This window comes from Rhizobium gallicum bv. gallicum R602sp (assembly GCF_000816845.1).
In the GTDB taxonomy this organism is placed as follows: domain Bacteria; phylum Pseudomonadota; class Alphaproteobacteria; order Rhizobiales; family Rhizobiaceae; genus Rhizobium; species Rhizobium gallicum.
Genome location: NZ_CP006877.1, coordinates 3,987,422 through 4,009,394, shown reverse-complemented (window position 1 = coordinate 4,009,394; position 21,973 = coordinate 3,987,422). Strand labels below are relative to the sequence as shown.

Sequence of the window (21,973 nt, the reverse complement as noted above, 5' to 3'; positions counted from 1 at the left end):
TGCTGCGTCAGCTTTTTCGAGCGGCAACAAAACGCGCGGTGGCGGCGAGCGTCGCAGCGGCATCGCCGTAAGGCTCCAACAGCTGTGTCGCATCCTCGACGTGGCGTCGGAGCTCGGCTTCGGCCCATCCGATACCACGCAGAGAGACGAGAGTACCTTTGCCGCGGCCCACGTCCTTGCCGGTCGCCTTGCCCATGGTGGCGGCGTCTGATGTGACATCAAGAAGATCGTCGGCGAGCTGGAAGGCAAGACCGATCTTTTCGCCGAAAGCGCGCAGGCGCTTGCGATCGTCGCTCGAGGCGCCGGCGATCATCGCGCCTGCTTCGCAAGCAAAGCGGATTAACGCTCCCGTCTTCATAGCCTGCAATGTAACGATGCCGCGTTCATCCGGTGTGTTTTTTTCCGCAGCAAGATCCAGTGCCTGTCCGCCAGCCATTCCGCCCAGGCCAGCGCTGCGCGCAAGCGCAAGGACCAGCGCCACCTTGCTTTGCTCTGGAAGTCCCGTCTCGTCGGCGGCGATAATGTCGAAGGCGTAGGTCAGAAGGCTGTCTCCTGCAAGGATCGCGGTCGCCTCGTCGAAGGCTATGTGCAGCGTCGGTTTGCCGCGGCGTAGCTTGTCATCGTCCATCGCTGGAAGATCGTCATGAACGAGCGAATAGCAGTGAATGCATTCAAGTGCTGCACCCACTCTCAAGGCCGCCTCTTTGTCTCCGCCCAGGAGCAGCGCGCTCTCCACGACGAGAAATGGGCGAAGCCGCTTGCCACCGTTCAGCACCGCATAGTGCATCGCCGCCCTCAGGCTTTCAGGGCGGGCAATCTCATCCTCTCGCACGTCATTGGAAAGCAGCGCGTCCAGCAACGCCTCGATCTCTTGGGCGTTGGTCTTCAAACGGATATCGAAGGCTTCGGAGCTCGCGACCATGCGCGCTCTTTGGCATGAGCAGTGGCGCCGTTGCAACGGAATTGTCAATGATCACAGCAAGATTTCCTTTGCATCTGGCCTTCACGACCAGCAAACGCTATGAGAGCGGAGGGAACAGGTGTTGGGCATACACATATTGGACATATCGCCGGAAAGAGAGGACAGCATTGCGATGCCGGCTCATCGCCGTTTGTTCGCTTGGCTGCGCAGCCGGTCGATCATGACGCGCATCGTCCTTGCGACCGCCGGATTTCTGGTCCTGCCTTATGTTCTGATCTTTGTTTATCTGATCCCTTTTATTCATCCCGTCTCGACGCTGATGTTGCGCGACATCGTGCTCCTGCGCGGCTACGACCGGCAATGGGTCTCTTTGGACGACATCTCGCCGGTTCTCGTTCAGTCCGTGATGATGTCGGAGGATGGTCAATACTGTTTCCACGGCGGGGTCGACTGGGGTGAAATGCAGGAGCTGGTCGCAGAGACCCTCGACGGCGAAGCGACCCGCGGCGGCAGCACAATCCCGATGCAGACGGCAAAGAACCTGTTTCTGTGGAATGGACGCTCCTTTGTGCGCAAGGCACTTGAACTGCCGCTGGCGGTCGCCTCTGACCTCGTCTGGACCAAACGCCGGCTGATGGAGATCTATCTCAACATTGCGGAGTGGGGACCGGGTATCTACGGCATCGAGGCGGCGGCGCGCTATCATTTCAAGGTACCGGCTTCCAAGCTCTCGCGACGCCAAGCAGCGCTTTTGGCCGTTTCTCTCCCGAACCCGATCGACCGAAACGCCGGAAAGCCCCGCCGCGGCCTTCGCACGCTTGCCTCAGTCATCGAGCGCCGCGCTCAAGGTTCCGGCGATTACATCAGATGTCTTTATGATTGAGGCATGAATTATTCATTGGTCGCGTTAGCCGGGCGCCGCTAAATTCGGCCCCGAAATCAATTTAGGGATGCTTCATGGACAGCCTAACCCTCTATATCGGAAACAAGAACTACTCCTCATGGTCGTTCCGGCCATGGATTGCGATGGAAGCAACGGGCATTGCGTTCGAAGAAATTCTGATCCCCTTTGATTTTCCCGCAGGCAATCCGCGCATCAGGGAGATCTCTCCCACGGGCAGGGTGCCGGTTCTATTCCATGGCAGCCTGCGGGTATGGGAATCGCTCTCGATCATCGACTACGTCTCCGAGCTCCATCCCGAGGCGGGGCTTTGGCCCGAGGATCGCGCACAGCGCGCGGTGGCGCGTTCGGTCTCGATGGAGATGCTTTCGGGTTTCCGAGCGCTCAGAGGCGCCTGTCCGATGAATATCCGGCGCGAGCGAGGCAAGATCGCACCTGCGGATGGCGTAATGGATGATGTCGTGCGGATCGAAACCATTTTCCGCGAGTTGCGCGGCCGCTCGGGCGGACCGTTTCTGTTTGGCGAATTTTCGGCCGCCGACGCGATGTTTGCGCCGGTCGTCAGCCGCTTCGATACCTATGACCTTGTAACTGCCAGCGACACGTTGAACTATATGGCGGCGTTAAAGGCGCATCCTGCCTGGCTGAAGTGGGAAGCTGCGGCCCAAGCCGAGCCCTGGATCGTGCCGAAAGACGAGCTCTGAGCTTGAATTCACGAGAATCGCAAAAAATCTGTTTGGGGACTGGTCAACCACCCGCAAGGCATGTATAAGCGCGCAAAATTTCCGAAATCGCGATACGTCCGTTTCGGCCGCCAGCTTGGCCGGGAATGTGTTGCCTGTGAATTGGAGTACGTAAAATGGCTGTACCGAAGAGAAAAACGAGCCCGTCCAAGCGCGGTATGCGCCGTTCTGCAGACGCCCTGAAGGCTCCGACCTACGTGGAAGACAAGAATTCCGGCGAACTGCGCCGCCCGCACCATATCGATCTGAAGACCGGTATGTATCGTGGCCGCCAGGTTCTGACGCCGAAGGAAAGCGCATAAAGCTCCCAAAATCTGGCACAGCCAGGATTGAAAAGGCCGGCTTCAACGCCGGCCTTTTTGCTTTTGAGCACTATTGTACTTCCCATGCCTTGAAGTGGTGCTGTGATCTGCTGCAGTATTCCCGTCGAAATAGGGGACATGGCTCAATGATCGCTGTAATGCCGCTGATGGTAATCCCGTTTATTCTTTACAACATGACGATGGCCGGTTTGATGGGTGGCGGAGGCATTCCCGCGCTCCAGCATGACATCATGGTGCTTTCGATGATCTCCGGTGCGATCTGGAGCATGGCGCTCGGCGATCTCTTCATCGTCGTGGCGCTGGTCATCCTGTTCTTCGAGATATTGAAGGCCACCCGCAATGGATCCGGCAGCCTTGTCAATCACATGTTGTCGATGCTGGTTTTCATCGCCTTCCTGGTCGAGTTCCTTCTCGTCCAGGATGCGGCAACACAGGTCTTCTTCATCTTGATGACGATTGCATTGATCGACGTGATCGGCGGGTTTGCAGTCTCGATCCGCAGTGCCGGCCGCGATGTTTCGATCGGGCTTTGAACCTTAGAGATTGTCGAGCTTGTTCTGCAGGGCGCGCAGCTGTTCCTTCAACTCGTCGATATCCTTCGCCTCGGCCTTCTTCGTTTCCTTGGCGGGAGGTGTCATGAAGGGAGAGAACATCTGCATGGCCTTCTGAAACATCTCGGTGTTGCGGCGGACCTGGTCCTCGACCATCTGAATCGGCAGCTGCAGGTTCTTGCCGAGCGGTGACTCGCCGAAGGCGCGGTTCACCTGTTCGCGCATCTGCGCCTGCTGTTCGGTGAAGGCGCGCATGGAATGTTCAAGAAAGCTCGGAACGACCATCTGCATCTGATCGCCGTAATAAGTGATGAGCTGGCGCAGGAAGGAAATCGGCAGCAGCGTATTTCCGGTTTTTGATTCCTGTTCGAAAATGATCTGGGTCAAAACGGAATGTGTGATGTCATCACCGCTCTTTGCGTCCTGTACGGTAAAATCCTCTCCCCTCTTCACCATCTCCGCCAGATCTTCCAACGTCACATAGGTGCTGGTGCCTGTATTGTAGAGGCGGCGGTTGGCGTATTTCTTGATGACTATTTGACCCTCGTTCTTCGCCATATCAGTCTCCTGAACCCCGTCTGATTGTCATGGATATTCCTCCGTAACAGACTGTAGACGCAAAAGAAGCCTGGTGACAATCTCTTTGTGCGATGCGGCAACCCCTTTGAGAAAAGGGATAATTCGCACATTCGCAAGCCGCAGCGAAAATCACCGCAGTCGCCTTCTCGTTTGACTTAGGGCTGAAGCTTTGCCAGTTTCGACCTATGTATGCTGAAGGAAAACGAGGAGGCCTTTATGAGCAGTTCATCCATCGTCATCGCCAGCGCGGCCCGCACAGCGGTCGGCTCTTTCAATGGTGCATTCGCCACGGTTCCGGCGCATGAGCTTGGGGCTGCCGCCCTCAAAGCTGCGCTAGAACGCGCAGGCGTCGACGCAGCCGAGGTCGACGAGGTTATCCTTGGCCAGGTGCTGCAAGCAGGCGAAGGCCAAAATCCAGCGCGCCAGGCCGCCATAAAAGCGGGCGTTCCGAACGAGGCTACCGCCTGGAGCGTCAACCAGCTTTGCGGTTCGGGCCTTCGGGCGGTCGCTCTGGGAATGCAGCAGATCGCGCTGGGGGATGCGAAGATCATAGTCGCCGGCGGCCAGGAATCGATGTCAATGGCTCCGCATGCCGCGCATCTGCGTGGCGGTACGAAGATGGGCGACATGAAGATGGTCGACACCATGATCAAGGACGGCCTGACAGACGCTTTTTACGGCTACCACATGGGCATCACCGCCGAGAACGTCGCCCGCCAGTGGCAACTTTCCCGCGACGACCAGGATCAGTTTGCGGTTTCCTCTCAGAACAAGGCGGAAGCGGCCCAGAAGGAAGGCCGCTTCAAGGATGAGATCGTTCCCTTCGTCATCCAGACACGCAAGGGCGATGTCACCGTGGATGCGGACGAGTATATCCGTCACGGTGCAACACTCGATTCAATGGGCAAGCTTCGTCCGGCTTTCGACAAAGAGGGCACGGTGACGGCTGGCAATGCGTCGGGCCTCAATGACGGCGCGGCAGCCGCGATCCTGATGACGGAAGCGGAGGCCGAAAGGCGCGGCATCCAGCCGCTGGCACGCATCGTTTCCTGGGCGACGGCTGGTGTGGATCCTCAAGTGATGGGTACTGGCCCGATCCCTGCGTCGCGCAGGGCGCTTGAGAAGGCTGGCTGGTCCGTAGGCGATCTCGACCTGGTCGAGGCGAACGAGGCCTTTGCCGCTCAAGCTTGCGCTGTGAACAAGGATCTTGGCTGGGATCCGGCGATCGTCAACGTCAATGGCGGCGCAATCGCGATCGGTCATCCGATCGGTGCGTCCGGAGCGCGGGTTCTCAACACGCTGCTGTTCGAAATGAAGCGGCGCAGTGCCAAGAAGGGTCTTGCGACACTTTGCATCGGTGGCGGCATGGGTGTCGCCATGTGCTTCGAGGCATTTTGAATAGTATGCGATTGATAATTCGAGAGCGCCTGATCAAAGGCGAATGACCGAGAGGGGAGCGAAGCATGAGCAGAGTGGTTTTGGTCACCGGTGGCACGCGCGGCATCGGTGCCGCCATTTCGATGGCACTTAGGAATGCGGGCTATAAGGTCGCCGCCAGTTACGCCGGCAACGACGAGAAGGCGAGGGCCTTCCATGACGTAACCGGCATCCCGGTCTTCAAGTGGGATGTTTCCGATTACGTCGCTTGCGGCGAAGGGGTCGCAAAGGTGGAGGCAGAACTCGGCGGCATCGAAGTGCTGGTCAACAATGCCGGCATTACGCGCGACGCAATGTTTCACAAGATGACGCCGCAGCAATGGCATGAGGTCATCAATACAAACCTTACCGGCCTCTTCAACATGACGCACCACGTCTGGGGCGGGATGCGCGACCGCAGCTTCGGACGCATCGTCAACATCTCTTCCATCAATGGCCAAAAGGGTCAGATGGGGCAGGTGAACTATTCGGCTGCCAAGGCGGGTGATCTCGGCTTTACGAAAGCACTTGCCCAGGAGGGGGCAGCGAAGAACATTACGGTGAACGCCGTCTGCCCTGGCTATATCGGCACGGAAATGGTTCTTGCGGTTCCGGAGAAAGTGCTCAACGAGCGGATCATTCCCCAGATTCCGGTCGGGCGCCTTGGCGAGCCGGAGGAGGTCGCGCGCTGCGTTGCCTTTCTCATCTCCGACGATGCCGGCTTTATCACCGGCTCGACGCTTTCGGCGAACGGCGGGCAGTTCTTCGTTTAGTTGCCGCGCGGACGCCTGATATTTGCCCTGACTGGTACGCTTTGCGGACGGCTGTCGCCGGCGCAAAGCGTACCAGAAGCTATCGTGCGTAACGCTGCTGCAACGAGATCGGCGACAGCGGCATTCAAAATGATCTGAACCATGGAGGCATTCCTTGCCTGAACGGCAACCGTTGCCGTGTTGTGGAAGGAATATCGCTCACCCCTGTGGTGGAGTAGAATTTGACCTTCGCGACCGGTCGTCGACATGCTTTTGATGACACGCAACAACAAACGGGCGCCGATGGCGCCCGTTTGCTTTCATTTTAACGGCAATACTTAGTAACGGCGCGGGCAGCGTGCTTCGTAGCGGCGACCGTAGCGGTCGCGATAGACGCAGTAGCCGCGGCGTTCCACGGACTGGCCGATAAGAGCACCAGCAAGGCCGCCAGCAACCGCACCGACTGCAGCGCCACCCCAACTGTCGCTAACAGCACCGCCAATGATTGCGCCGGTACCAGCGCCAATGGCCGTCCCTCTTTCCGTCGGCGTGCAGGATGCAAGGGCGCCTACAAGGGCGGCTACAATCGCAATTTTTTTCATCATGACTTTCACTCCCAGTTACCTAGCCGTTAAATCCGGCCCATTAAGACAAGGATAATTATGATGATGAGAACTAGCCCCAAACCCCCGGAAGGTCCATAGCCCCAACCACGGCTGTATCCCCAATTCGGGAGAGCACCAATCAAAAGCAGAATAAGGATAATGAGAAGTATCGTTCCGAGCATGTTGCGATTCCTTCAACTCATCGTAAGTCCGAATGGACAATAAACACGCATCCGCGATTTTTGTTCCCGGCTAAGCTCCCAATATGCAGGCGGCACCGGTTTTCTGCTTAGGACGGGGGTCAAGAACGGTGATCAAGAGAAGCGTCAATCGTTAAAAGGACCGTCGATGGCAGTACCGGGCGACCAACGCGTCGTCGTGGTTCTATGGTTAAAATTCGAATTCAATACAATATGTTGCGGTGAACGAACCGGGAAAATCGCGATGTCGCCGATTCGTCAGCGATTCGTTCCGGATTTGATCGAAATGTTAATGCGATCGCGTGAAGCGTTCGTCGAATATGAATCCGGCTTCCGAAACCTGACGCAAACATTGCCCTTGGGATTGGCCGCCGATCGTTCCGGATTCGGCCGCAGCCTCAATTCCCGGCAATTTTCCCAGCTGTTTCTCGTCCATATTCGCTCTCGGGAAAGAACGTTAACCCGAGCAGCATTTCGCGCTATCCAGCGCCTGATGCCAAATCAGCATCTAGTAGGAAAAACTGATTCAAAACCAATACTTAGCCGTGAACAAAAGCTGAATCACCGCGGGTCGCCGATTCGTCGCTGATTCGTTCTCACGCTGTTCCGAATCTTAAAACAGTCACTTAGCGGCATTTCCTGAATCAAGTTTGCAGCTGATTTTGGAAGACGGCTCTTGCGTTTAGCCGGCCGGCTGTCCATGTGTTGTCTGCTTCGGGAACGGAGCGCACTTGACCTCGAGGCTCCCCCGCCTCACTTGCATGGACAATGACACTGACATCGCAGCCCATGATACTGAGCGGGCGCGGCGTGACCGCGGTGCTCGGCCCCACCAATACGGGCAAGACCCATTACGCCATCGAGCGCATGGTAGCCCACGGCACCGGCGTGATCGGCCTGCCGCTGCGTTTGCTGGCACGTGAAGTCTATACGCGTGTCGTCGAAAAGGTGGGAGTGCAGAATGTCGCCCTCGTGACCGGCGAGGAGAAGATCTCGCCGCCGACTGCGCGCTTTTCGGTTTGCACGGTCGAAGCCATGCCGCGCGAAACCAAGGCCGCCTTTGTCGCGATCGATGAGGTCCAGCTTGCAGGCGACCTCGAGCGCGGCCACATCTTCACCGACCGTATTTTGCATTTGCGAGGCCGCGACGAAACGCTGCTTTTAGGGGCCGACACGATGCGGCCGATCCTGCAGCAACTCCTGCCGGGCATCACGGTCGTTGAGAGGCCGCGGCTTTCGCACCTCTTCTACGCGGGTCAAAAGAAGATCACCCGTCTTCCTCAGCGCTCGGTGATCGTCGCCTTTTCGGCAGATGAGGTCTACGCCATTGCCGAATTGATCCGCCGTCAGCGAGGGGGTGCTGCGGTTGTTCTCGGTGCCCTCAGTCCCCGCACCCGAAATTCTCAAGTTGCGCTCTATCAGGCCGGCGATGTTGAATATCTCGTCGCGACCGATGCGATCGGCATGGGCCTCAATCTCGATGTCGATCACGTGGCGTTCGCGCAGGACCGCAAGTTCGACGGCTATCAGTTCCGCAATCTCAATCCTGCCGAACTCGGCCAGGTTGCCGGACGTGCCGGCCGCCACGTGCGTGACGGTACATTCGGCGTAACAGGCCAAGTGCAGCCGTTCGATGAGGAATTGGCGCAGCGGATAGAAGCGCACGAATTCGACAATGTCAGGGTCTTGCAGTGGCGCACGAAAGAGCTTGATTTCTCGTCGATACAATCATTGCGGGCCAGTCTTGAACGTCCGCCGAGCGCTGAAGGTTTGACGCGGGCTTTGCCCGCCGTCGACCAGCAAGCGCTTGAACACCTGACGCGCTATCCGGAAATCGTAGATCTGGCTACAAATCCGCAGCGCGTGGAGAAGCTTTGGGAAACTTGCGCGCTGCCTGATTATCGGCGTATCACCCCTGCACAGCATGCTGACCTGATCTCGACGCTCTTTTCCGATCTTGTGCGCTATGGCACGGTGAACGAGCAGTTTCTCGCAGAGCAGGTGCAAAGAGCCGATCGCACGGATGGCGAAATTGACACGCTTTCGGCGCGAATCGCGCAGATAAGAACATGGACTTATGTGTCGAATCGGCCCGGATGGCTTGCCGATCCGACACACTGGCAGGAAAAGACGCGGGAAATCGAGGATCGATTGTCCGATGCGTTACATGAAAGGTTGACGAAACGCTTTGTTGATCGCAGGACATCTGTGCTCATGAAGCGCCTGAGAGAGAATGCGATGCTGGAAGCTGAAATCAGTGTGAATGGCGATGTCTTTGTTGAAGGACATCATGTGGGGCAGTTGTCCGGGTTCCGGTTTACCCCAATTTCGGGTGCGGACGGATCGGACGCCAAGGCGATCCAAACGGCATCGCAAAAGGCGCTTGCCCTGGAATTCGAGGCGCGCGCCGCGCGCCTCCATGCTGCAGGCAACAGCGATCTGGCGATCAGCGCCGACGGCCTCATCCGGTGGATCGGCGATCCGGTTGCTCGCCTTGCGGGCAGCGAGCACGTCATGCGTCCTCGCGTCATCCTGCTTGCCGACGAACAGCTGACGGGCAACGCGCGCGAGCACGTTGCAGCCCGCGTCGAACGCTTCGTCAATCACCATATCAGCACGGTTTTGAAGCCGCTCGATGATCTTTCGCGTGCTGAGGACCTACAGGGCCTTGCCAAGGGCCTCGCCTTCCAGCTCGTCGAAAATCTCGGTGTGCTCTTCCGCCGCGATGTGACGGAAGAGGTGAAGTCGCTGGATCAGGACGCGCGCGCTTCCATGCGCCGTTATGGTGTTCGCTTCGGCGCCTACCACATTTTCGTCCCTGCGCTTTTGAAGCCGGCTCCGGCTGAACTCATCACGCTGCTCTGGGCCTTGAAAAATGACGGCCTTGAAAAACCGGGCTACGGCGATCTCATTCCGGTGCTGGCTGCCGGCCGCACGTCCGTCGTGACCGATCCGGGCTTCGAGCGCACGTTCTATAAGCTCGCTGGTTTCCGGTTTCTCGGCAAGCGTGCCGTTCGCATCGATATTCTCGAGCGGCTTGCGGATATCATCCGTCCGTTGCTGCAGTGGAAGCCGGGTCAGGCGAACCGGCCGGAAGGCGCTTATGATGGCCGCCGCTTCACGACCACCACTGCGATGCTTTCGATCCTCGGCGCGACGCTGGAGGACATGGAAGAGATCCTCAAGGGCCTTGGCTATCGCGCCGATGCCGTGACGGCCGAGGATGCAGCAACTCATCTTGCTGCCCACGATGCTTCCGCTGCCCCGGCAGCCGAAACCTCTGGGGAAGAGGCCGCCGAAAAAGCCGATCATGACGATGCCGACAGCACATCGGAAGAAGCTGCTTCCGCAGCGCCGGCTGCAGAAGAAAAACCGGCTGTCGAGGCCGCGGCGAGCGAAGCATCCGCGGCTGAATCTGCGGAAGCCGCTGAACCTGTCGAACCGAAACCTGTCCTTTTGTGGCGTCTTGGCGGACGCAACGACAACCATCGCCAAGCACGCAGTCCCGGGGAACGCCGCGGCGGTGACCGTCAGCAGCAGGGCAACCGCCGCCACGGCGGGGGTGAAGGCGCAGAAGGCAATCGTGGCGAAGGCCGGGACGGCAAACGCCACGAACGCGGCCGCGACGGCGGCAAGCCGCACCAGGCTCGGGGCGATCGCAACGAGCAGCGGGGCGATCGTCAGGATCGCGGCGACCGCAAGGATCGCAACGACCGCAACAACAATCGCAACGGCTCGCAGCCGTTGCGCTTCGAGGCAAAGGCGCCGCGCAAGGAAAAGCCGATTGATCCGGATTCTCCTTTCGCAAAGCTCGCTGCCTTGAAGGAGCAGATGAAGAAGTAGCCTATGAGCGGGGAGACACAGCCAGGAAGCGGTTCGCGTCAGCGCATCGACAAGTGGCTGTTTTTCACGCGCATGGTGAAATCTCGCTCTCTGGCGCAAGGCCACATCCAGTCAGGCCACGTTCGCATCAATGGCGAGCGCGTCCAACAACCCAGCCAGACCGTGAAGGCGGGTGACCGTGTCGAGCTGACGCTGGATCGGCGGGATGTGGTTCTGATCGTGAAGGCATCAGGCGAGAGGCGCGGGCCCTTCGAAGAAGCAAAACTACTTTACGAGGATCTGACGCCGCCTCAGGGTGAGACAAAACGTCTCACGCCCTACGAGCAGGCCATCCGTTCGACGGGCGCCGGCCGGCCGACGAAAAAGGAGCGGCGCGCAGTCGACAGACTGATGTCGGACGAGGATTAGAAAACTCTGTCCATCAGGGCCTGATCGACAGATCGTTTATTCTTGAAATTCGACCACAAAGCCGATACGTGACAGTCAACTTGCCGGACAGTGTGCTTGCCTCCCAAGCCTGTCCACGCTGTCCTCCGGCCAGGGGAAAGGCGCGACGTTCCAGGTTGCCCGGCCCCGCTTGCGTGAAAATCCTGGAGTTCTTCATGACCTATGTCGTGACCGACAATTGCATTCGCTGCAAATATACCGACTGCGTGGAAGTATGCCCTGTCGACTGCTTCTATGAGGGCGAAAATTTCCTCGTCATCCACCCGGATGAGTGCATCGACTGTGGTGTCTGCGAACCGGAATGTCCCGCCGAGGCCATCAAGCCGGATACCGAGCCCGGGCTCGACAAGTGGCTCAAGATCAATGCTGAATATGCCAGCAGCTGGCCCAACATCACCGTCAAGAAAGAACCGATGGCGGAAGCCAAGGAAATGGACGGAGAGGCCGGCAAGTTCGAGAAGTACTTCAGCGAAAAACCCGGTTCCGGCGATTGACGAACATTTTGCCGGTGTAGCCCTGAAATAGGGGCCGAAGGCGGGCGTAAACGTTTATAAGATGCTCTGCTGATATGGGTGCCATGTGTTGCCCACATGACTCACGTTAAGCAAATTATTGATTTCCTCATATTTTTATGATAGGTTCGCCACACTGATCCATTTGAGGCACGAAGCGTGCCCAAAACCATCACGAAAGCAAAAGAAATCCGTACGCGGTTCCCCGTGAGATATCAACGCCTTGAGCTGTTCGATCATTGATCGCGCGCAAGGAGATCTTTTGCTTCTGTCTGGTGGGACCAGAGTGAAGTCACCCGACGGAGCTGATCCGTCTCAACCGGGCCTGACTGACCCGGCGCCGGCCGCTGCCGGACGCGTAACAGGGAGTTTTTGATTAGTATGACGACCCAGCAGAAAAAACCTTCAGCAGCACGCCATGGCTTCAAGACCGGCGAATCGATCGTATACCCCGCTCACGGCGTCGGTAACATCACGGCTATCGAAGAGCAAGAAGTCGCCGGCATGAAGCTCGAGCTTTTCGTTATCGATTTCGATAAGGACAAGATGCGCTTGAAAGTTCCGGTTGCCAAGGCAATGAGCATCGGCATGCGCAAGCTCTCGGAAACCGATTTCGTCGAGCGCGCCCTGAAGGTCGTGCAGGGTAAGGCACGTGTCAAGCGCACCATGTGGTCCCGCCGTGCGCAGGAATATGATGCCAAGATCAACTCCGGTGACCTGATTTCCATCGCAGAAGTCGTTCGCGACCTCTATCGCGCTGAAAATCAGCCCGAGCAGTCCTATTCCGAGCGTCAGCTCTATGAAGCGGCGCTCGATCGCATGGCGCGCGAAATCGCCGCAGTGAACAAGATGTCGGAAACCGAAGCTGTTCGTCTCGTCGAGATGAATCTCAACAAGGGTCCGAAGCGCGGCAAGGCAATCGAAGAAGACGATTCGCAGGACGAAGCCGCTTAATACTGCATTGTTTTCCTTAACAAAAAGCCCGGCCTGCGAGCCGGGTTTTTTTGTGGAACTTTTTCCGGCCAGCCGCGTTTAGACACTGTACGTGCGGATTGCATCGGGAAATATCTGCCTGATCGAACGTTCGCATCCTGTCAACGTTCGATGAGGAGCGGATCATGCCTTCCACAATTTGCCAGGCCGGCAACTTGAAGAATCGGGTCCAACCTTACCTGCATATGACAAAGAGATAGGGCCTCCTCCTGAAAAATCCAGGAGCGGGGCCTTTATGCATTCACACGCTGGATTGATCCGGGCAGCTTGGTCCGGGAGTAACCTGATTGTTTTCTTCAAGGGCACGAGGCCTGATTTTTAGGAGACCGATTATGAAGAACATGTCTGCAGACCGGCGCATGATCAAAATCGCCATGGCGGCTCCCTATCTTGCTCGCGAAGAAGAACATGATCTCGCTATTCGCTGGAAGGACAATGAGGATCGCGGTGCCCGCAACCAGATCGCGATGGCTCACATGCGTCTCGTCATTTCGATGGCGGGCAAGTTTCGCAACTTCGGTCTGCCGATGAGCGATCTTGTCCAGGAAGGTTATGTCGGTCTCCTTGAAGCGGCTGCCCGCTTTGAGCCGGAACGCGAGGTGCGCTTCTCTACCTACGCAAGCTGGTGGATTCGTGCGTCGATTCAGGATTATATCCTGCGCAACTGGTCGATTGTCCGCGGCGGTACGAGCTCCGCCCAAAAGGCCCTCTTCTTCAATCTGCGTCGCCTGCGCGCCAAACTTGCCAGAGGCGACTCGCATCTCACCCTTCAATCCATCCATCAGGAGATCGCGGCTGCCCTGGGTGTCAGCCTCGCCGACGTCCAGACGATGGATGCGCGCCTTTCCGGCAATGACGCCTCGCTGCAGGCGCCTTCGGTTTCCGGCGATGCCGACAGCGCGGAGAAGATGGATTTCCTTGTCAGCGACGATCCGTTGCCGGACGAGCAGGTTTCCAACATGATCGATGGCGAACGTCGCCGTATCTGGCTGACATCGGCGCTGAAACATCTCAATGAGCGCGAAATGAAGATCATTGCGGCACGCCGCCTTGCCGAAGAAGGTGCGACGCTCGAAGAACTCGGCGCCGATCTCGGAATTTCAAAGGAACGCGTTCGCCAGATCGAAAGCCGCGCCATGGAAAAGTTGCGCAGCGCGCTTGTCAGCGCGGATCCCCATATGGCGGCTCACGCCTAGAGCTCTTACTTCCAGCAGCACAAACTGGCCCGGCGAAAGCCGGGTTCTTTTTATTCGGAAATGATTTTCACGCGGTCGCCGGGCGAGACCGTGCCGCCAGTTGGCAGGGCATTGATCAATTTGAAGAGGTCGAGCTTACGATCCGTGCCCAGCATTCGGGCCGCCAGCGTTGCGACGTTTTCGCCGGGACGCACGCTGATGACGCGGATTCTCAGAGGCTTCAGCGTTGCCGCCTCTTGCGGTGTCATGCGGCGGAAGCTGGCGCGCAGTACGTCTGCCGTCGGCTGCAGGACGGCACTGCCCTTTGGAACGGCGGTCAAGAAGCGGAAGATCTGCGAGTTGTTGCGCACCACGGTCACGTCGAAATCCCAGCGATCCGCGGTTGCACGGGCCGTTGCCGCTTCCATGCCGTTGACGGTGATCGGCCGGATCGTCGAAGGATCGAGGCCGGTGACCCAGCCGCTCGATATGTAGTTCGTCAAGCTTTGGTTGTCGCTGTCGGCAACCCCGTCGAAGCGGATCGCCACGTCTCCCGGACCGGTGGCCATGACGGCTTCGACTTTATTGTCGATGCTGAAATCCGGCGGCACGTCGAAGCGAATGCCGAGACCACCGTGCAGGAAGGTCTGGCCACGAACATAGCCTTCCTCCGGACTGTCGCCATAGAGAAGACCGTCGATGCCATCGAGATAATAGCCCCGGCCCTTGTCTCCGACCGTCCCTTCCTGGCCGAAGGCGCGGGCGTGATCGCGCGCAAGCTCGATACGCTGCACCGAGTTCGGGTGGCTCGAAAGGAAGTCCAGGCTTTGATCGGCCTCAGGATCGGCCGACATGAAGCGACTATAGGCCGCCATGGAATCGAGGAAGCGAGTGGCGGCGTAAGGATCGTAGCCCGCTTCACCGAGCATGCGCACGCCGATCACATCGGCCTGCAGTTCCTGCTGGCGCGAGAAGGCGGCGAGACGCAGCTTACCGCGGGCAAGCGCCTGTTTGCCGGCGATGTCGCTCGACAAAACCTCGGCGACGACGCGGCTCGCGATGACCTCCGCCTCTTCGCGCTTCTGGCGTTCGATGCCGTGATTGGCCGTAACGTGACCCATTTCATGCGACAGCACAGCCGCGACTTCGGAAGCGTCGTTGGCAAGCGCCAGCAGACCTCGGGTCACATAGAGATAGCCGCCCGGCAGCGCGAAAGCGTTGATTGCCGGCGAATTCAAAATCGTGATTCGGTAGGACTGGCTCGGATTTTCCGAAACCGCCGTTAGCGCACCGGCAATGCGCGCAACGAGGCGTTCAGTCTTGGCGTCCTTGTATTCGCCGCCGTAGCTTGCAACGATACGCGGATGTTCGCGCGCGCCCATGGCGGCACGCGGATCGTTCTTCTGCACTTCATCGACGATCTGTGGGCTGGCAGAGGGCGAGACCGTCGGCTGATAGGATTGCTCGAGAATCGACTGGCAGCCATTGAGCGCGACTGCGGCCGCAGACACAAGCAGCGCATGGCGGCTCCACCGGTAGGGCGCAGAAAGCACGTTACTGGAGGGCGCGGGGCGTTTCCACGTCGTCATGCTGTCCAGTCTGGCTCTCCGAGTCATCTTGCTTTTCGGCCGGTTTGCCGCATGTCCGATCCGGCCGCTTCCAACGGGGTTCAACAGTCGTCCATCCCGGTTCTCGCACTGCACAGCGGGAAGACACAAGCCATTGCTGTAACTGATTTCCGCATCGGTTGCATAGCGAGACTCTGTTTAATTGTAGCGCCGTTGTATTTTAGCAAGCGTGGCGTCGTTAGGGCGATCTTTCGCTCGGATGAAATTGTGGCGAAAGTGCCATCGCAAGTATGAGATTCGTCAGCCGTGCAGAAATCGCCTTAGCGCGGGCATATCTTCCCGCGCGAGATACTCGGTGAGTGGCGCGGCAAGAACGATCGCGCCTTTATCGATAAAGACACCGTAATCGGCGATCCGGCGCACCTCGTCGGGATCATGCGAAACCATGATCACCGTGTTTTCGGTTTCCATGTGCATACCAAGCAGCAGTTCGGCCATGCCTGCGCGCAAGCCCGGGTCAAGCGCTGCAAAAGGTTCATCCAGCAGCAGAACGGCGCGCTTTCGCACGAGCGCGCGCGCAAATGCGGCTCGCTGCCGCTCTCCACCGGAAAGCGTTGCGGGCATACGCCGTTCGAAATTGGCGAGACCGACCTTCTCAAGCGCTTGGGAAATTTTTCTCCGGTCTTGGGCGGCAAGCTTCAACGCCGGATCGATCCCCAGGCCGACATTGGTAAAGATATCAAGATGGGCAAAGAGATTGTTGTCCTGGAAGACGACCGAGACCGGACGTTCCGCCGGATAGGCGGCCGTCACATCAGCGCCGTGCATCAAAATGCGGCCGCTGTCAGGTCTTTCAAAACCGGCAAGCAGATTGAGAAAGGTTGACTTCCCGGCGCCGGAAGGCCCGCTCACCGCGATGATCCGGCCGGCCGGCAGACGGGAATCGAAATGGAAAGCGTGCGTGCCGAGCATCAAGCGCACGTCCTGCATTTCGATCTCGTCTTGATTAGCGATCGCCATCGCCATTCTCCCGTCTCGGCTGGCCCGCTGTTCCGGCGATTGTCAGCAGCAGGCAAATGATGCCGAGGATCAGCGCAAGGCCGTCGGCATCGTTCGTCCGGTAGCTGCCCATGCGGCTGTAGACGAGCCAGGGCAATGTCACCAAACCTTCAGAACCGAAGAGAGCAACGGCGCCGAGATCGCCGAGCGAGAGCGCCATTGCGAACGACAAGGCGGTGAGCAGCGGCTTCTTCAAGCCCGGCCAATCGATCAATCTCAATCGAGCCGCGTGCGCAATCCCCAAGCTTGCGGCCAGTTTCTGCGTCCGGCGCTGATGCACAATATAGGCCGGCTCCAGTACGCGCATGACAAAGGGAAGTGCCATGAGCATATTGATGAGAACGACGAGCACGGCCGCAAAGCGCGTCGCATCGCCAAAGGGCCGCAGTGCCATGAACCACCCGGTTGCGAGTACGATTGGAGGCACGAGCAGCACCATCGATGAAGCACCGCCCATGGCTGTGAAAAAGGACCTGTCGGTAACGCCGCGCCGCCGCTTCGATAAGATTGCATGCCGGGCACGAATCATGGCTATCGAAAGGATGATCGAGAGCAGGGCGGCCGAAAGCGAGATCGCCAAGCTCATCCCGGCTGACTGCCAGAAGATCGGCTCCTGCAGCAGCTTTATGAGATCGGCGTGCAACCCGGCGGCGATGATCGACACAAGGGGAAGACCGAGGAAGAGAACGGCGATCAGCAAAAGCAGGCTGTCGGCCAATCTGGCACATGGCCCTTTGCCATCAAGCCGCTTGATGTCTTGGCCTTCGGTCAGGCCCTCATCTCCGGCAGGCGGAAAAAGTGCCATCGCGCCGAGGATCATCGCCGTCAGCGCGATCTGCAGGAGCGACAACGCGATTGCGCGGCCGGGGTCGAAATCGAAACGGAGCGACTGGTAGATCGCGACCTCGATCGTGGTTGCTGCCGGGCCGCCACCGAGGGTTAGCACCAACGTGAAGCTGGTGGCGCAGAGCATGAAGACCAATCCGGCTATCCCGGGAATAAGCGGGCGGATCGCCGGCCATTCAATGAAGCGGAAGACCGAGCGGGGCCGCATGCCGAGGGTGCTCGCCATCAGCCAGTATTCGGCGGGCACGCGTTCGAGACCTGCAAGCATCAGGCGGCAGGCAAGCGGTAGGTTGAAGAAGACATGGGCGAGAAGGATGCCGGTTAACCCATAGATGCTCACCGGTTCGTCAAGCCCGATGTTCATCATAAGCCAGTTCAACAGCCCATGCCTGCCCCATATCCCGATCATGCCGAGTGCGCCGATCAGAACCGGCAGCCCCATAGGAACCGCCATCAGGCGGATGATCCAGATGCGTCCTGGAAAATGCGGCTGGCGTGCGAGCGCGCGTGCGACCGGAATCGCGAAGGCGATGGAAAGCGCGGTCGAAAGGAGCGCCTGCAGCAGCGTGAAGCGCAGCACACGCAGAATATATGGATCGAAAAGAATGCCGACGATGGCCGCGCCGCCTCCGGCAAAAAGCAACGAGAACGCCGCAAGGCCGACAAACAACGTGACGGCGGCGAGGCTGATCGCCCCGCCAGTCAATGCACGCTGCCGTTCGGCTGCGGTCTGCAGCATCAGTTCATGCTCATCGCCGCAAGCCACTCGTCGATCCAGGCCTTGCGGCTCCTGGCGACCTCGTCGGAGCTCATCAAGAAGGTCTTGGCAGGATTGACGAGCTTGCTAAAGGCATCCGGCAGCGGCTTGGAGGTCGCGGAAACGGGCATCATCCAGTTGTTCGTCGGGATGGTATCCTGGAAGCCGGGCGTCATCATGAACTCCAGGAAGTCGCGGGCAAGATCCTTGTCCGGAGCATTCTTCAAAAGGCCCGCGACTTCGATTTGGATATAGTGGCCTTCCGAGAAGGCTGCGGCCTGGTAGCGATCGGTATTCTCAGTCACCATGTGATAGGCGGGGGATGTGGTATAAGACAGCACCATCGGCGCCTCGCCCTTGGTGAACAGGCCATAGGCCTCGGACCAGCCGGGCGTGACCGTCAGGATGCGGTTCTTGAGCTTGCCCCAGGCTTCCGGCGCCTTGTCGCCGTAAATGGATTTGACCCAGAGCAGCAGGCCGAGGCCCGGCGTCGAGGTTCGCGGATCTTCGATGACGAGCTTCTGCGAAGGATCACCTTCGACCAGATCCTTCATGCTCTGAGGCGGGTCCTTGATCGTTTGTGTATCGTAGATGATCGCGAAGTGACCGTAGTCGTAGGGAACGAAGACATCGTCCACGAAGCCGCCCGGCACCTTCAGCGCGCCGACATCGACACCACTTGCGTCGAACAGGCCGGTCTCCTTGGCTTCGGTGACGAGGTTCGTGTCGATGCCGAGGACGATGTCGGCCTTGGTCGAAGCTCCCTCGAGCTTCAAACGCGAAAGCAGGGCGACGCCATCGGCGACGCTGACGAAATTGACCGTGCAGCCGCATGTCTTCTCGAAAGCGTCCTTGACCTTCGGCCCGGGTCCCCATTCGGACGTGAAACTTTCGTAAGTGTATATGGTGAGCGTCTTTTCAGCGCCGTACGCGGCAGACAAGCCGAGCGTCGCGGCGAAAAATGCTGCGGTCAGCGAAGAGATGATCGATGTGCGGCCGGACATGGCGCGCCTCCTCCTTGAGTTTCTTTTGATTGGGAAAAGGGCGTTGCCGAATGTCACGCGTCTAATCCCTCCGCCGGTGTTAACCGGATCAGGTTCCGCGGGTTGGCTCGATGCCTCTCAGCCGGCATCCTTGCGGACATCCAGGCACCCCGTTAGAGCATCGGCAGATGTATCGCCATGAAGGCTTTATGACAAGGGCGAAGCGCGCTGACTGTAGCCCCTTTCCCTTGGCCCCTGCTTTGCGCTATGGGCAATGCCATGAGCCAATCCACTTTCACGATCCTGCTCGGCGGCGAACTCGTCCTGACCGAGCGCCTGCGTTCTGCCGTTTCAGGCAGCCGCTTCATCGCCGCCGACGGCGGTATGCGGCATGCAGCAGCGCTTGGCGTGGTGCCGGAGCTCTGGGTCGGGGATTTCGATTCCACGCCGCCGGATCTGGAGGGCGCATTTCCGCATGTCCCGAAACAGCCCTACCCTGCCGCCAAGGCCGCAACGGATGGTGAAATCGCTGTGTCGGATGCGATTGCGCGCGGCGCACGGCGACTTGTCCTTGCCGGTGCGCTCGGTGGCGAGCGCTCGGACCACGCGCTGCAGCTCCTGCTTTACGCCGTCAGCCTTGCCGAACAGGGCTTCGACATTCTGTTGACCTCCGGAACGGAGGAGGCCGTGCCGCTTCTCGCTGGCAAAATTGAGCTCGATTTGCCGAGGAACAGCCTCTTTTCGGTGTCCGGATTCAGCGAACTGCATGGTCTTTATATCGAGAATGCCCGGTATCCGCTCATCGATTTTCATTTGCCCTTCGGCTCCTCGCGTACCATTTCCAACATCGCGGAAGGCAAGGTTCGTTTTACGCTCGGCAGCGGCCGGGCGATCGTCCTTGCCCGCCCCCATGATTTTTCCGGAGTCTGATTTTTGGCCCCTCCCATCCTGAAACTCGACGATATCTTCCTAAGCTTCGGCGGAACGCCTCTCTTGGCCGGCGCGGCCTTGCAGGTCGAGCCGGGCGATAAGATCTGTCTGGTCGGCCGTAACGGGTCGGGCAAATCGACCCTTCTGAAGATTGCGGCCGGAATCGTTGAATCGCAATCGGGCGAGGTTTTCCGCCATCCATCCTCGACGGTGCGCTATTTGGAGCAGGCACCGGATTTCGCCGGTTTCAAGACGGTGCAGGCTTATGCGGAAGCCGGTCTTGGGCCGGGCGATGACCCTTATCGCGTGACCTACCTCCTCTCGCATCTTGGCCTCACTGGCGAAGAGGACCCGACAAACCTCTCCGGCGGCGAAGCGCGACGCGTAGCGCTTGCCCGCGTGCTGGCGCCTGAACCGGATATTCTCCTGCTTGATGAGCCGACGAACCATCTCGACCTTCCGACCATTGAATGGCTTGAAGGCGAACTCCAGAAAAGCCGCAGCGCGCTGGTCATGATCTCCCACGACCGCCGTTTCCTCGAAAAGGTCTCCACGGCGACCGTCTGGCTCGACAGGGGAATGTCGCGGCGGCTCGATCGTGGCTTTGCCAATTTCGAAGCCTGGCGCGATCAGGTGCTTGAGGCGGAAGAACTGGAGCAGCACAAGCTCGGCAAGGCGATTGAACGCGAGGAGCACTGGCTGCGCTATGGCGTAACCGCTCGGCGCAAGCGCAACATGCGCCGCCTCGGCGAGTTGCAGACCATGCGCTCGCAGCATCGTGGCCACAAGGGGCCGCAGGGGACCGTGCAGGCTGCGCTGTCCGATGCGCAGGAATCCGGCAAGCTGGTGATCGAAGCGGAAAAGATCGCCAAGACTTTCGATGACCGTCAAATTGTTGCGCCGTTCTCCATCCGCGTCCATCGCGGCGATTGCATCGGTCTGGTCGGACCAAACGGCGCGGGCAAGACGACGATTCTGAAGATGCTGACGGGACAGCTTTCGCCGGACAGCGGCACGGTGAAGCTCGGGACCAATCTCGAGATTGCAACGCTCGACCAGAAGCGCGAAGATCTCAATCTGGAGGATACGCTCGCGCACTACCTGACCGACGGGCGCGGCGAGAACCTGCTGGTGAACGGGGAGCAACGCCACGTCACCGGCTACATGAAGGAGTTCCTCTTCCAGCCGGAGCAGGCGCGCACGCCGATCAGGAACCTGTCAGGCGGCGAGCGCGCGCGGCTGATGCTGGCGCGCATCCTTGCGCGCCCGACCAACCTTCTGATCCTCGATGAACCCACCAACGACCTCGATCTCGAGACGCTGGACCTGCTGCAGGAAATCGTCGCCGGCTTCCCGGGCACGGTCATCCTCGTGAGCCACGACCGAGACTTCCTCGACCGCACGGTGACCTCGACAATTGCGCCCGCCGTCCCCGACGCGCCTGATGGGCGCTGGATCGAATATGCCGGCGGTTATTCCGATATGCTTGCCCAGCGCAAGGGCGCAATGGAGGAGCGGAAGAAGATCGAAAAGACCGCGGAGAAGCCGAAAGCTGAGTCGGCTGCTTCTGTGGCAGATGCCTCGAAGAGCAAAGGCAAGCTCTCCTACAAGCAGAAATTCGCGCTCGAAACCCTGCCCAAGGAAATGGCCAAGGCAGAAGCTGAAATCGCCAGGCGCGAAGAGAAGATGGCCGATCCCGATCTCTTCAGCAAAGATACTGCCACCTTCAACCGGCTTGCGGCGGAGATGGAAAAGCTGCGCGATAGCCTGACGAAGATGGAAGAAGAATGGTTGGAGCTTGAAATGCTGCGCGAAGAGCTGGAGGGCTAGGTTCCGTCCTGAAGAGGAAAGGCTTCCGCCTTTTGTCA

General features: G+C 59.0%; 23 protein-coding genes and 1 riboswitch. Of the genes, 14 read left to right on the top strand and 9 right to left on the bottom strand.

Translation table 11 applies throughout. The features are described from left to right. Positions 1 to 7 precede the first annotated feature (7 nt). Complete coding sequence (locus RGR602_RS19595) at positions 8 to 922, bottom strand: polyprenyl synthetase family protein (RefSeq protein ID WP_039846464.1); 915 nt, start codon at positions 920 to 922, stop codon at positions 8 to 10. A 136-nt stretch (positions 923 to 1,058) separates the two neighbouring features. Here RGR602_RS19595 and mtgA point away from each other — a divergent pair, with 136 nt between their 5' ends. From mtgA to RGR602_RS19575, 4 genes are all read left to right on the top strand, one after another. Then, positions 1,059 to 1,805, top strand: a complete 747-nt coding sequence (mtgA, locus tag RGR602_RS19590) for a monofunctional biosynthetic peptidoglycan transglycosylase (protein WP_170250312.1) — start codon at positions 1,059 to 1,061, stop codon at positions 1,803 to 1,805. Between the two features lie 74 nt (positions 1,806 to 1,879). After that, complete coding sequence (locus RGR602_RS19585) at positions 1,880 to 2,527, top strand: glutathione S-transferase family protein (RefSeq protein WP_039846463.1); 648 nt, start codon at positions 1,880 to 1,882, stop codon at positions 2,525 to 2,527. A gap of 155 nt (positions 2,528 to 2,682) precedes the next feature. Next, a complete protein-coding gene (gene rpmF, locus RGR602_RS19580) occupies positions 2,683 to 2,868 on the top strand; it encodes a 50S ribosomal protein L32 (RefSeq protein WP_003543812.1) in 186 nt (61 codons plus the stop codon). A 146-nt stretch (positions 2,869 to 3,014) separates the two neighbouring features. Beyond that, entirely contained in the window at positions 3,015 to 3,422 is a 408-nt protein-coding gene (locus RGR602_RS19575) for a hypothetical protein (protein ID WP_039846462.1), read from the top strand. A gap of 3 nt (positions 3,423 to 3,425) precedes the next feature. On the opposite strand, the gene phaR is transcribed toward RGR602_RS19575, so the two are convergent. Beyond that, positions 3,426 to 3,998: a polyhydroxyalkanoate synthesis repressor PhaR gene (phaR, locus tag RGR602_RS19570; protein WP_039846461.1), complete on the bottom strand. Its 573-nt coding sequence runs from the start codon at positions 3,996 to 3,998 to the stop codon at positions 3,426 to 3,428. Positions 3,999 to 4,235: 237 nt separating this feature from the next. Here phaR and RGR602_RS19565 point away from each other — a divergent pair, with 237 nt between their 5' ends. Together RGR602_RS19565 and phbB are read left to right on the top strand one after the other, a co-directional pair. Continuing rightward, positions 4,236 to 5,417 carry an acetyl-CoA C-acetyltransferase gene (locus RGR602_RS19565; protein ID WP_039847042.1) on the top strand — a complete coding sequence of 394 codons (1,182 nt, stop codon included), beginning with the start codon at positions 4,236 to 4,238 and terminating at the stop codon, positions 5,415 to 5,417. Between the two features lie 65 nt (positions 5,418 to 5,482). Continuing rightward, on the top strand, positions 5,483 to 6,208 hold the full coding sequence (gene phbB, locus RGR602_RS19560; protein WP_039846460.1) for an acetoacetyl-CoA reductase: 726 nt from the start codon (positions 5,483 to 5,485) through the stop codon (positions 6,206 to 6,208). On the opposite strand, the gene RGR602_RS37340 is transcribed toward phbB, so the two are convergent. The 3 genes from RGR602_RS37340 to RGR602_RS35920 form a co-directional block, all read right to left on the bottom strand. Continuing rightward, positions 6,205 to 6,351 (bottom strand): hypothetical protein, encoded by a 147-nt coding sequence (locus RGR602_RS37340; RefSeq protein ID WP_166677501.1) that lies wholly within the window; start codon positions 6,349 to 6,351, stop codon positions 6,205 to 6,207. The genes phbB and RGR602_RS37340 overlap by 4 nt on opposite strands. A gap of 174 nt (positions 6,352 to 6,525) precedes the next feature. Further along, positions 6,526 to 6,792 carry a YMGG-like glycine zipper-containing protein gene (locus RGR602_RS19550; RefSeq protein WP_039846458.1) on the bottom strand — a complete coding sequence of 89 codons (267 nt, stop codon included), beginning with the start codon at positions 6,790 to 6,792 and terminating at the stop codon, positions 6,526 to 6,528. Positions 6,793 to 6,818: 26 nt separating this feature from the next. Next, positions 6,819 to 6,974 (bottom strand): DUF3309 family protein, encoded by a 156-nt coding sequence (locus tag RGR602_RS35920; RefSeq protein ID WP_022717477.1) that lies wholly within the window; start codon positions 6,972 to 6,974, stop codon positions 6,819 to 6,821. Positions 6,975 to 7,140: 166 nt separating this feature from the next. On the opposite strand from RGR602_RS35920, the gene RGR602_RS37335 reads away from it, so the two are divergent. The 6 genes from RGR602_RS37335 to RGR602_RS19525 all read left to right on the top strand — a co-directional run bounded on the left by RGR602_RS37335 (position 7,141) and on the right by RGR602_RS19525 (position 13,983). After that, the gene (locus RGR602_RS37335; protein WP_170250309.1) at positions 7,141 to 7,581 is read left to right on the top strand and encodes a hypothetical protein; all 441 of its coding nucleotides are present in this window, start codon (positions 7,141 to 7,143) and stop codon (positions 7,579 to 7,581) included. Between the two features lie 179 nt (positions 7,582 to 7,760). After that, complete coding sequence (locus tag RGR602_RS19545) at positions 7,761 to 10,835, top strand: helicase-related protein (protein WP_039846457.1); 3,075 nt, start codon at positions 7,761 to 7,763, stop codon at positions 10,833 to 10,835. Between the two features lie 3 nt (positions 10,836 to 10,838). Beyond that, on the top strand, positions 10,839 to 11,243 hold the full coding sequence (locus RGR602_RS19540; RefSeq protein WP_039846456.1) for an RNA-binding S4 domain-containing protein: 405 nt from the start codon (positions 10,839 to 10,841) through the stop codon (positions 11,241 to 11,243). Positions 11,244 to 11,437: 194 nt separating this feature from the next. Continuing rightward, positions 11,438 to 11,776, top strand: a complete 339-nt coding sequence (gene fdxA / locus RGR602_RS19535; protein ID WP_028739996.1) for a ferredoxin FdxA — start codon at positions 11,438 to 11,440, stop codon at positions 11,774 to 11,776. A gap of 399 nt (positions 11,777 to 12,175) precedes the next feature. Further along, complete coding sequence (locus RGR602_RS19530; protein WP_039846455.1) at positions 12,176 to 12,748, top strand: CarD family transcriptional regulator; 573 nt, start codon at positions 12,176 to 12,178, stop codon at positions 12,746 to 12,748. Between the two features lie 371 nt (positions 12,749 to 13,119). Continuing rightward, the gene (locus RGR602_RS19525) at positions 13,120 to 13,983 is read left to right on the top strand and encodes an RNA polymerase factor sigma-32 (protein WP_022717472.1); all 864 of its coding nucleotides are present in this window, start codon (positions 13,120 to 13,122) and stop codon (positions 13,981 to 13,983) included. A 50-nt stretch (positions 13,984 to 14,033) separates the two neighbouring features. On the opposite strand, the gene RGR602_RS19520 is transcribed toward RGR602_RS19525, so the two are convergent. The 4 genes from RGR602_RS19520 to thiB form a co-directional block, all read right to left on the bottom strand. After that, complete coding sequence (locus tag RGR602_RS19520) at positions 14,034 to 15,578, bottom strand: M48 family metalloprotease (protein ID WP_039847041.1); 1,545 nt, start codon at positions 15,576 to 15,578, stop codon at positions 14,034 to 14,036. 252 nt (positions 15,579 to 15,830) lie between these two features. After that, positions 15,831 to 16,550 carry a thiamine ABC transporter ATP-binding protein gene (locus RGR602_RS19515; protein ID WP_170250310.1) on the bottom strand — a complete coding sequence of 240 codons (720 nt, stop codon included), beginning with the start codon at positions 16,548 to 16,550 and terminating at the stop codon, positions 15,831 to 15,833. Further along, positions 16,537 to 18,174: a thiamine/thiamine pyrophosphate ABC transporter permease ThiP gene (gene thiP / locus RGR602_RS19510; RefSeq protein WP_039846453.1), complete on the bottom strand. Its 1,638-nt coding sequence runs from the start codon at positions 18,172 to 18,174 to the stop codon at positions 16,537 to 16,539. The genes RGR602_RS19515 and thiP overlap by 14 nt, the downstream gene beginning before the upstream one ends. Beyond that, positions 18,174 to 19,196 carry a thiamine ABC transporter substrate binding subunit gene (gene thiB, locus RGR602_RS19505; protein WP_039846452.1) on the bottom strand — a complete coding sequence of 341 codons (1,023 nt, stop codon included), beginning with the start codon at positions 19,194 to 19,196 and terminating at the stop codon, positions 18,174 to 18,176. Before thiB ends, thiP begins: the two co-directional genes overlap by 1 nt. 48 nt (positions 19,197 to 19,244) lie before the next feature. After that, positions 19,245 to 19,358, bottom strand: a riboswitch (TPP riboswitch). Positions 19,359 to 19,454: 96 nt separating this feature from the next. Between thiB and RGR602_RS19500 the strand changes: the two genes are divergently transcribed. Both RGR602_RS19500 and RGR602_RS19495 read left to right on the top strand, forming a co-directional pair. Continuing rightward, a complete protein-coding gene (locus tag RGR602_RS19500; RefSeq protein ID WP_039846451.1) occupies positions 19,455 to 20,105 on the top strand; it encodes a thiamine diphosphokinase in 651 nt (216 codons plus the stop codon). Between the two features lie 3 nt (positions 20,106 to 20,108). Then, positions 20,109 to 21,935, top strand: a complete 1,827-nt coding sequence (locus RGR602_RS19495; protein ID WP_039846450.1) for an ABC-F family ATP-binding cassette domain-containing protein — start codon at positions 20,109 to 20,111, stop codon at positions 21,933 to 21,935. The last annotated feature ends 38 nt before the right edge of the window (positions 21,936 to 21,973 follow it).

Excerpts from the sequence above, each read along its gene's own strand:
- RGR602_RS19595 (WP_039846464.1), bottom strand. The coding sequence starts at position 922 with ATGGTCGCGAGCTCCGAAGCCTTCGATATCCGTTTGAAGACCAACGCC.
- RGR602_RS19585 (WP_039846463.1), top strand. The coding sequence starts at position 1,880 with ATGGACAGCCTAACCCTCTATATCGGAAACAAGAACTACTCCTCATGG.
- rpmF (WP_003543812.1), top strand. The coding sequence starts at position 2,683 with ATGGCTGTACCGAAGAGAAAAACGAGCCCGTCCAAGCGCGGTATGCGC.
- RGR602_RS19575 (WP_039846462.1), top strand. The coding sequence starts at position 3,015 with ATGATCGCTGTAATGCCGCTGATGGTAATCCCGTTTATTCTTTACAAC.
- phaR (WP_039846461.1), bottom strand. The coding sequence starts at position 3,998 with ATGGCGAAGAACGAGGGTCAAATAGTCATCAAGAAATACGCCAACCGC.
- RGR602_RS19565 (WP_039847042.1), top strand. The coding sequence starts at position 4,236 with ATGAGCAGTTCATCCATCGTCATCGCCAGCGCGGCCCGCACAGCGGTC.
- phbB (WP_039846460.1), top strand. The coding sequence starts at position 5,483 with ATGAGCAGAGTGGTTTTGGTCACCGGTGGCACGCGCGGCATCGGTGCC.
- RGR602_RS37340 (WP_166677501.1), bottom strand. The coding sequence starts at position 6,351 with ATGGTTCAGATCATTTTGAATGCCGCTGTCGCCGATCTCGTTGCAGCA.
- RGR602_RS19550 (WP_039846458.1), bottom strand. The coding sequence starts at position 6,792 with ATGATGAAAAAAATTGCGATTGTAGCCGCCCTTGTAGGCGCCCTTGCA.
- RGR602_RS35920 (WP_022717477.1), bottom strand. The coding sequence starts at position 6,974 with ATGCTCGGAACGATACTTCTCATTATCCTTATTCTGCTTTTGATTGGT.
- RGR602_RS37335 (WP_170250309.1), top strand. The coding sequence starts at position 7,141 with ATGGCAGTACCGGGCGACCAACGCGTCGTCGTGGTTCTATGGTTAAAA.
- RGR602_RS19545 (WP_039846457.1), top strand. The coding sequence starts at position 7,761 with ATGACACTGACATCGCAGCCCATGATACTGAGCGGGCGCGGCGTGACC.
- RGR602_RS19540 (WP_039846456.1), top strand. The coding sequence starts at position 10,839 with ATGAGCGGGGAGACACAGCCAGGAAGCGGTTCGCGTCAGCGCATCGAC.
- fdxA (WP_028739996.1), top strand. The coding sequence starts at position 11,438 with ATGACCTATGTCGTGACCGACAATTGCATTCGCTGCAAATATACCGAC.
- RGR602_RS19530 (WP_039846455.1), top strand. The coding sequence starts at position 12,176 with ATGACGACCCAGCAGAAAAAACCTTCAGCAGCACGCCATGGCTTCAAG.
- RGR602_RS19525 (WP_022717472.1), top strand. The coding sequence starts at position 13,120 with ATGAAGAACATGTCTGCAGACCGGCGCATGATCAAAATCGCCATGGCG.
- RGR602_RS19520 (WP_039847041.1), bottom strand. The coding sequence starts at position 15,578 with ATGACTCGGAGAGCCAGACTGGACAGCATGACGACGTGGAAACGCCCC.
- RGR602_RS19515 (WP_170250310.1), bottom strand. The coding sequence starts at position 16,550 with ATGGCGATCGCTAATCAAGACGAGATCGAAATGCAGGACGTGCGCTTG.
- thiP (WP_039846453.1), bottom strand. The coding sequence starts at position 18,174 with ATGCTGCAGACCGCAGCCGAACGGCAGCGTGCATTGACTGGCGGGGCG.
- thiB (WP_039846452.1), bottom strand. The coding sequence starts at position 19,196 with ATGTCCGGCCGCACATCGATCATCTCTTCGCTGACCGCAGCATTTTTC.
- RGR602_RS19500 (WP_039846451.1), top strand. The coding sequence starts at position 19,455 with ATGAGCCAATCCACTTTCACGATCCTGCTCGGCGGCGAACTCGTCCTG.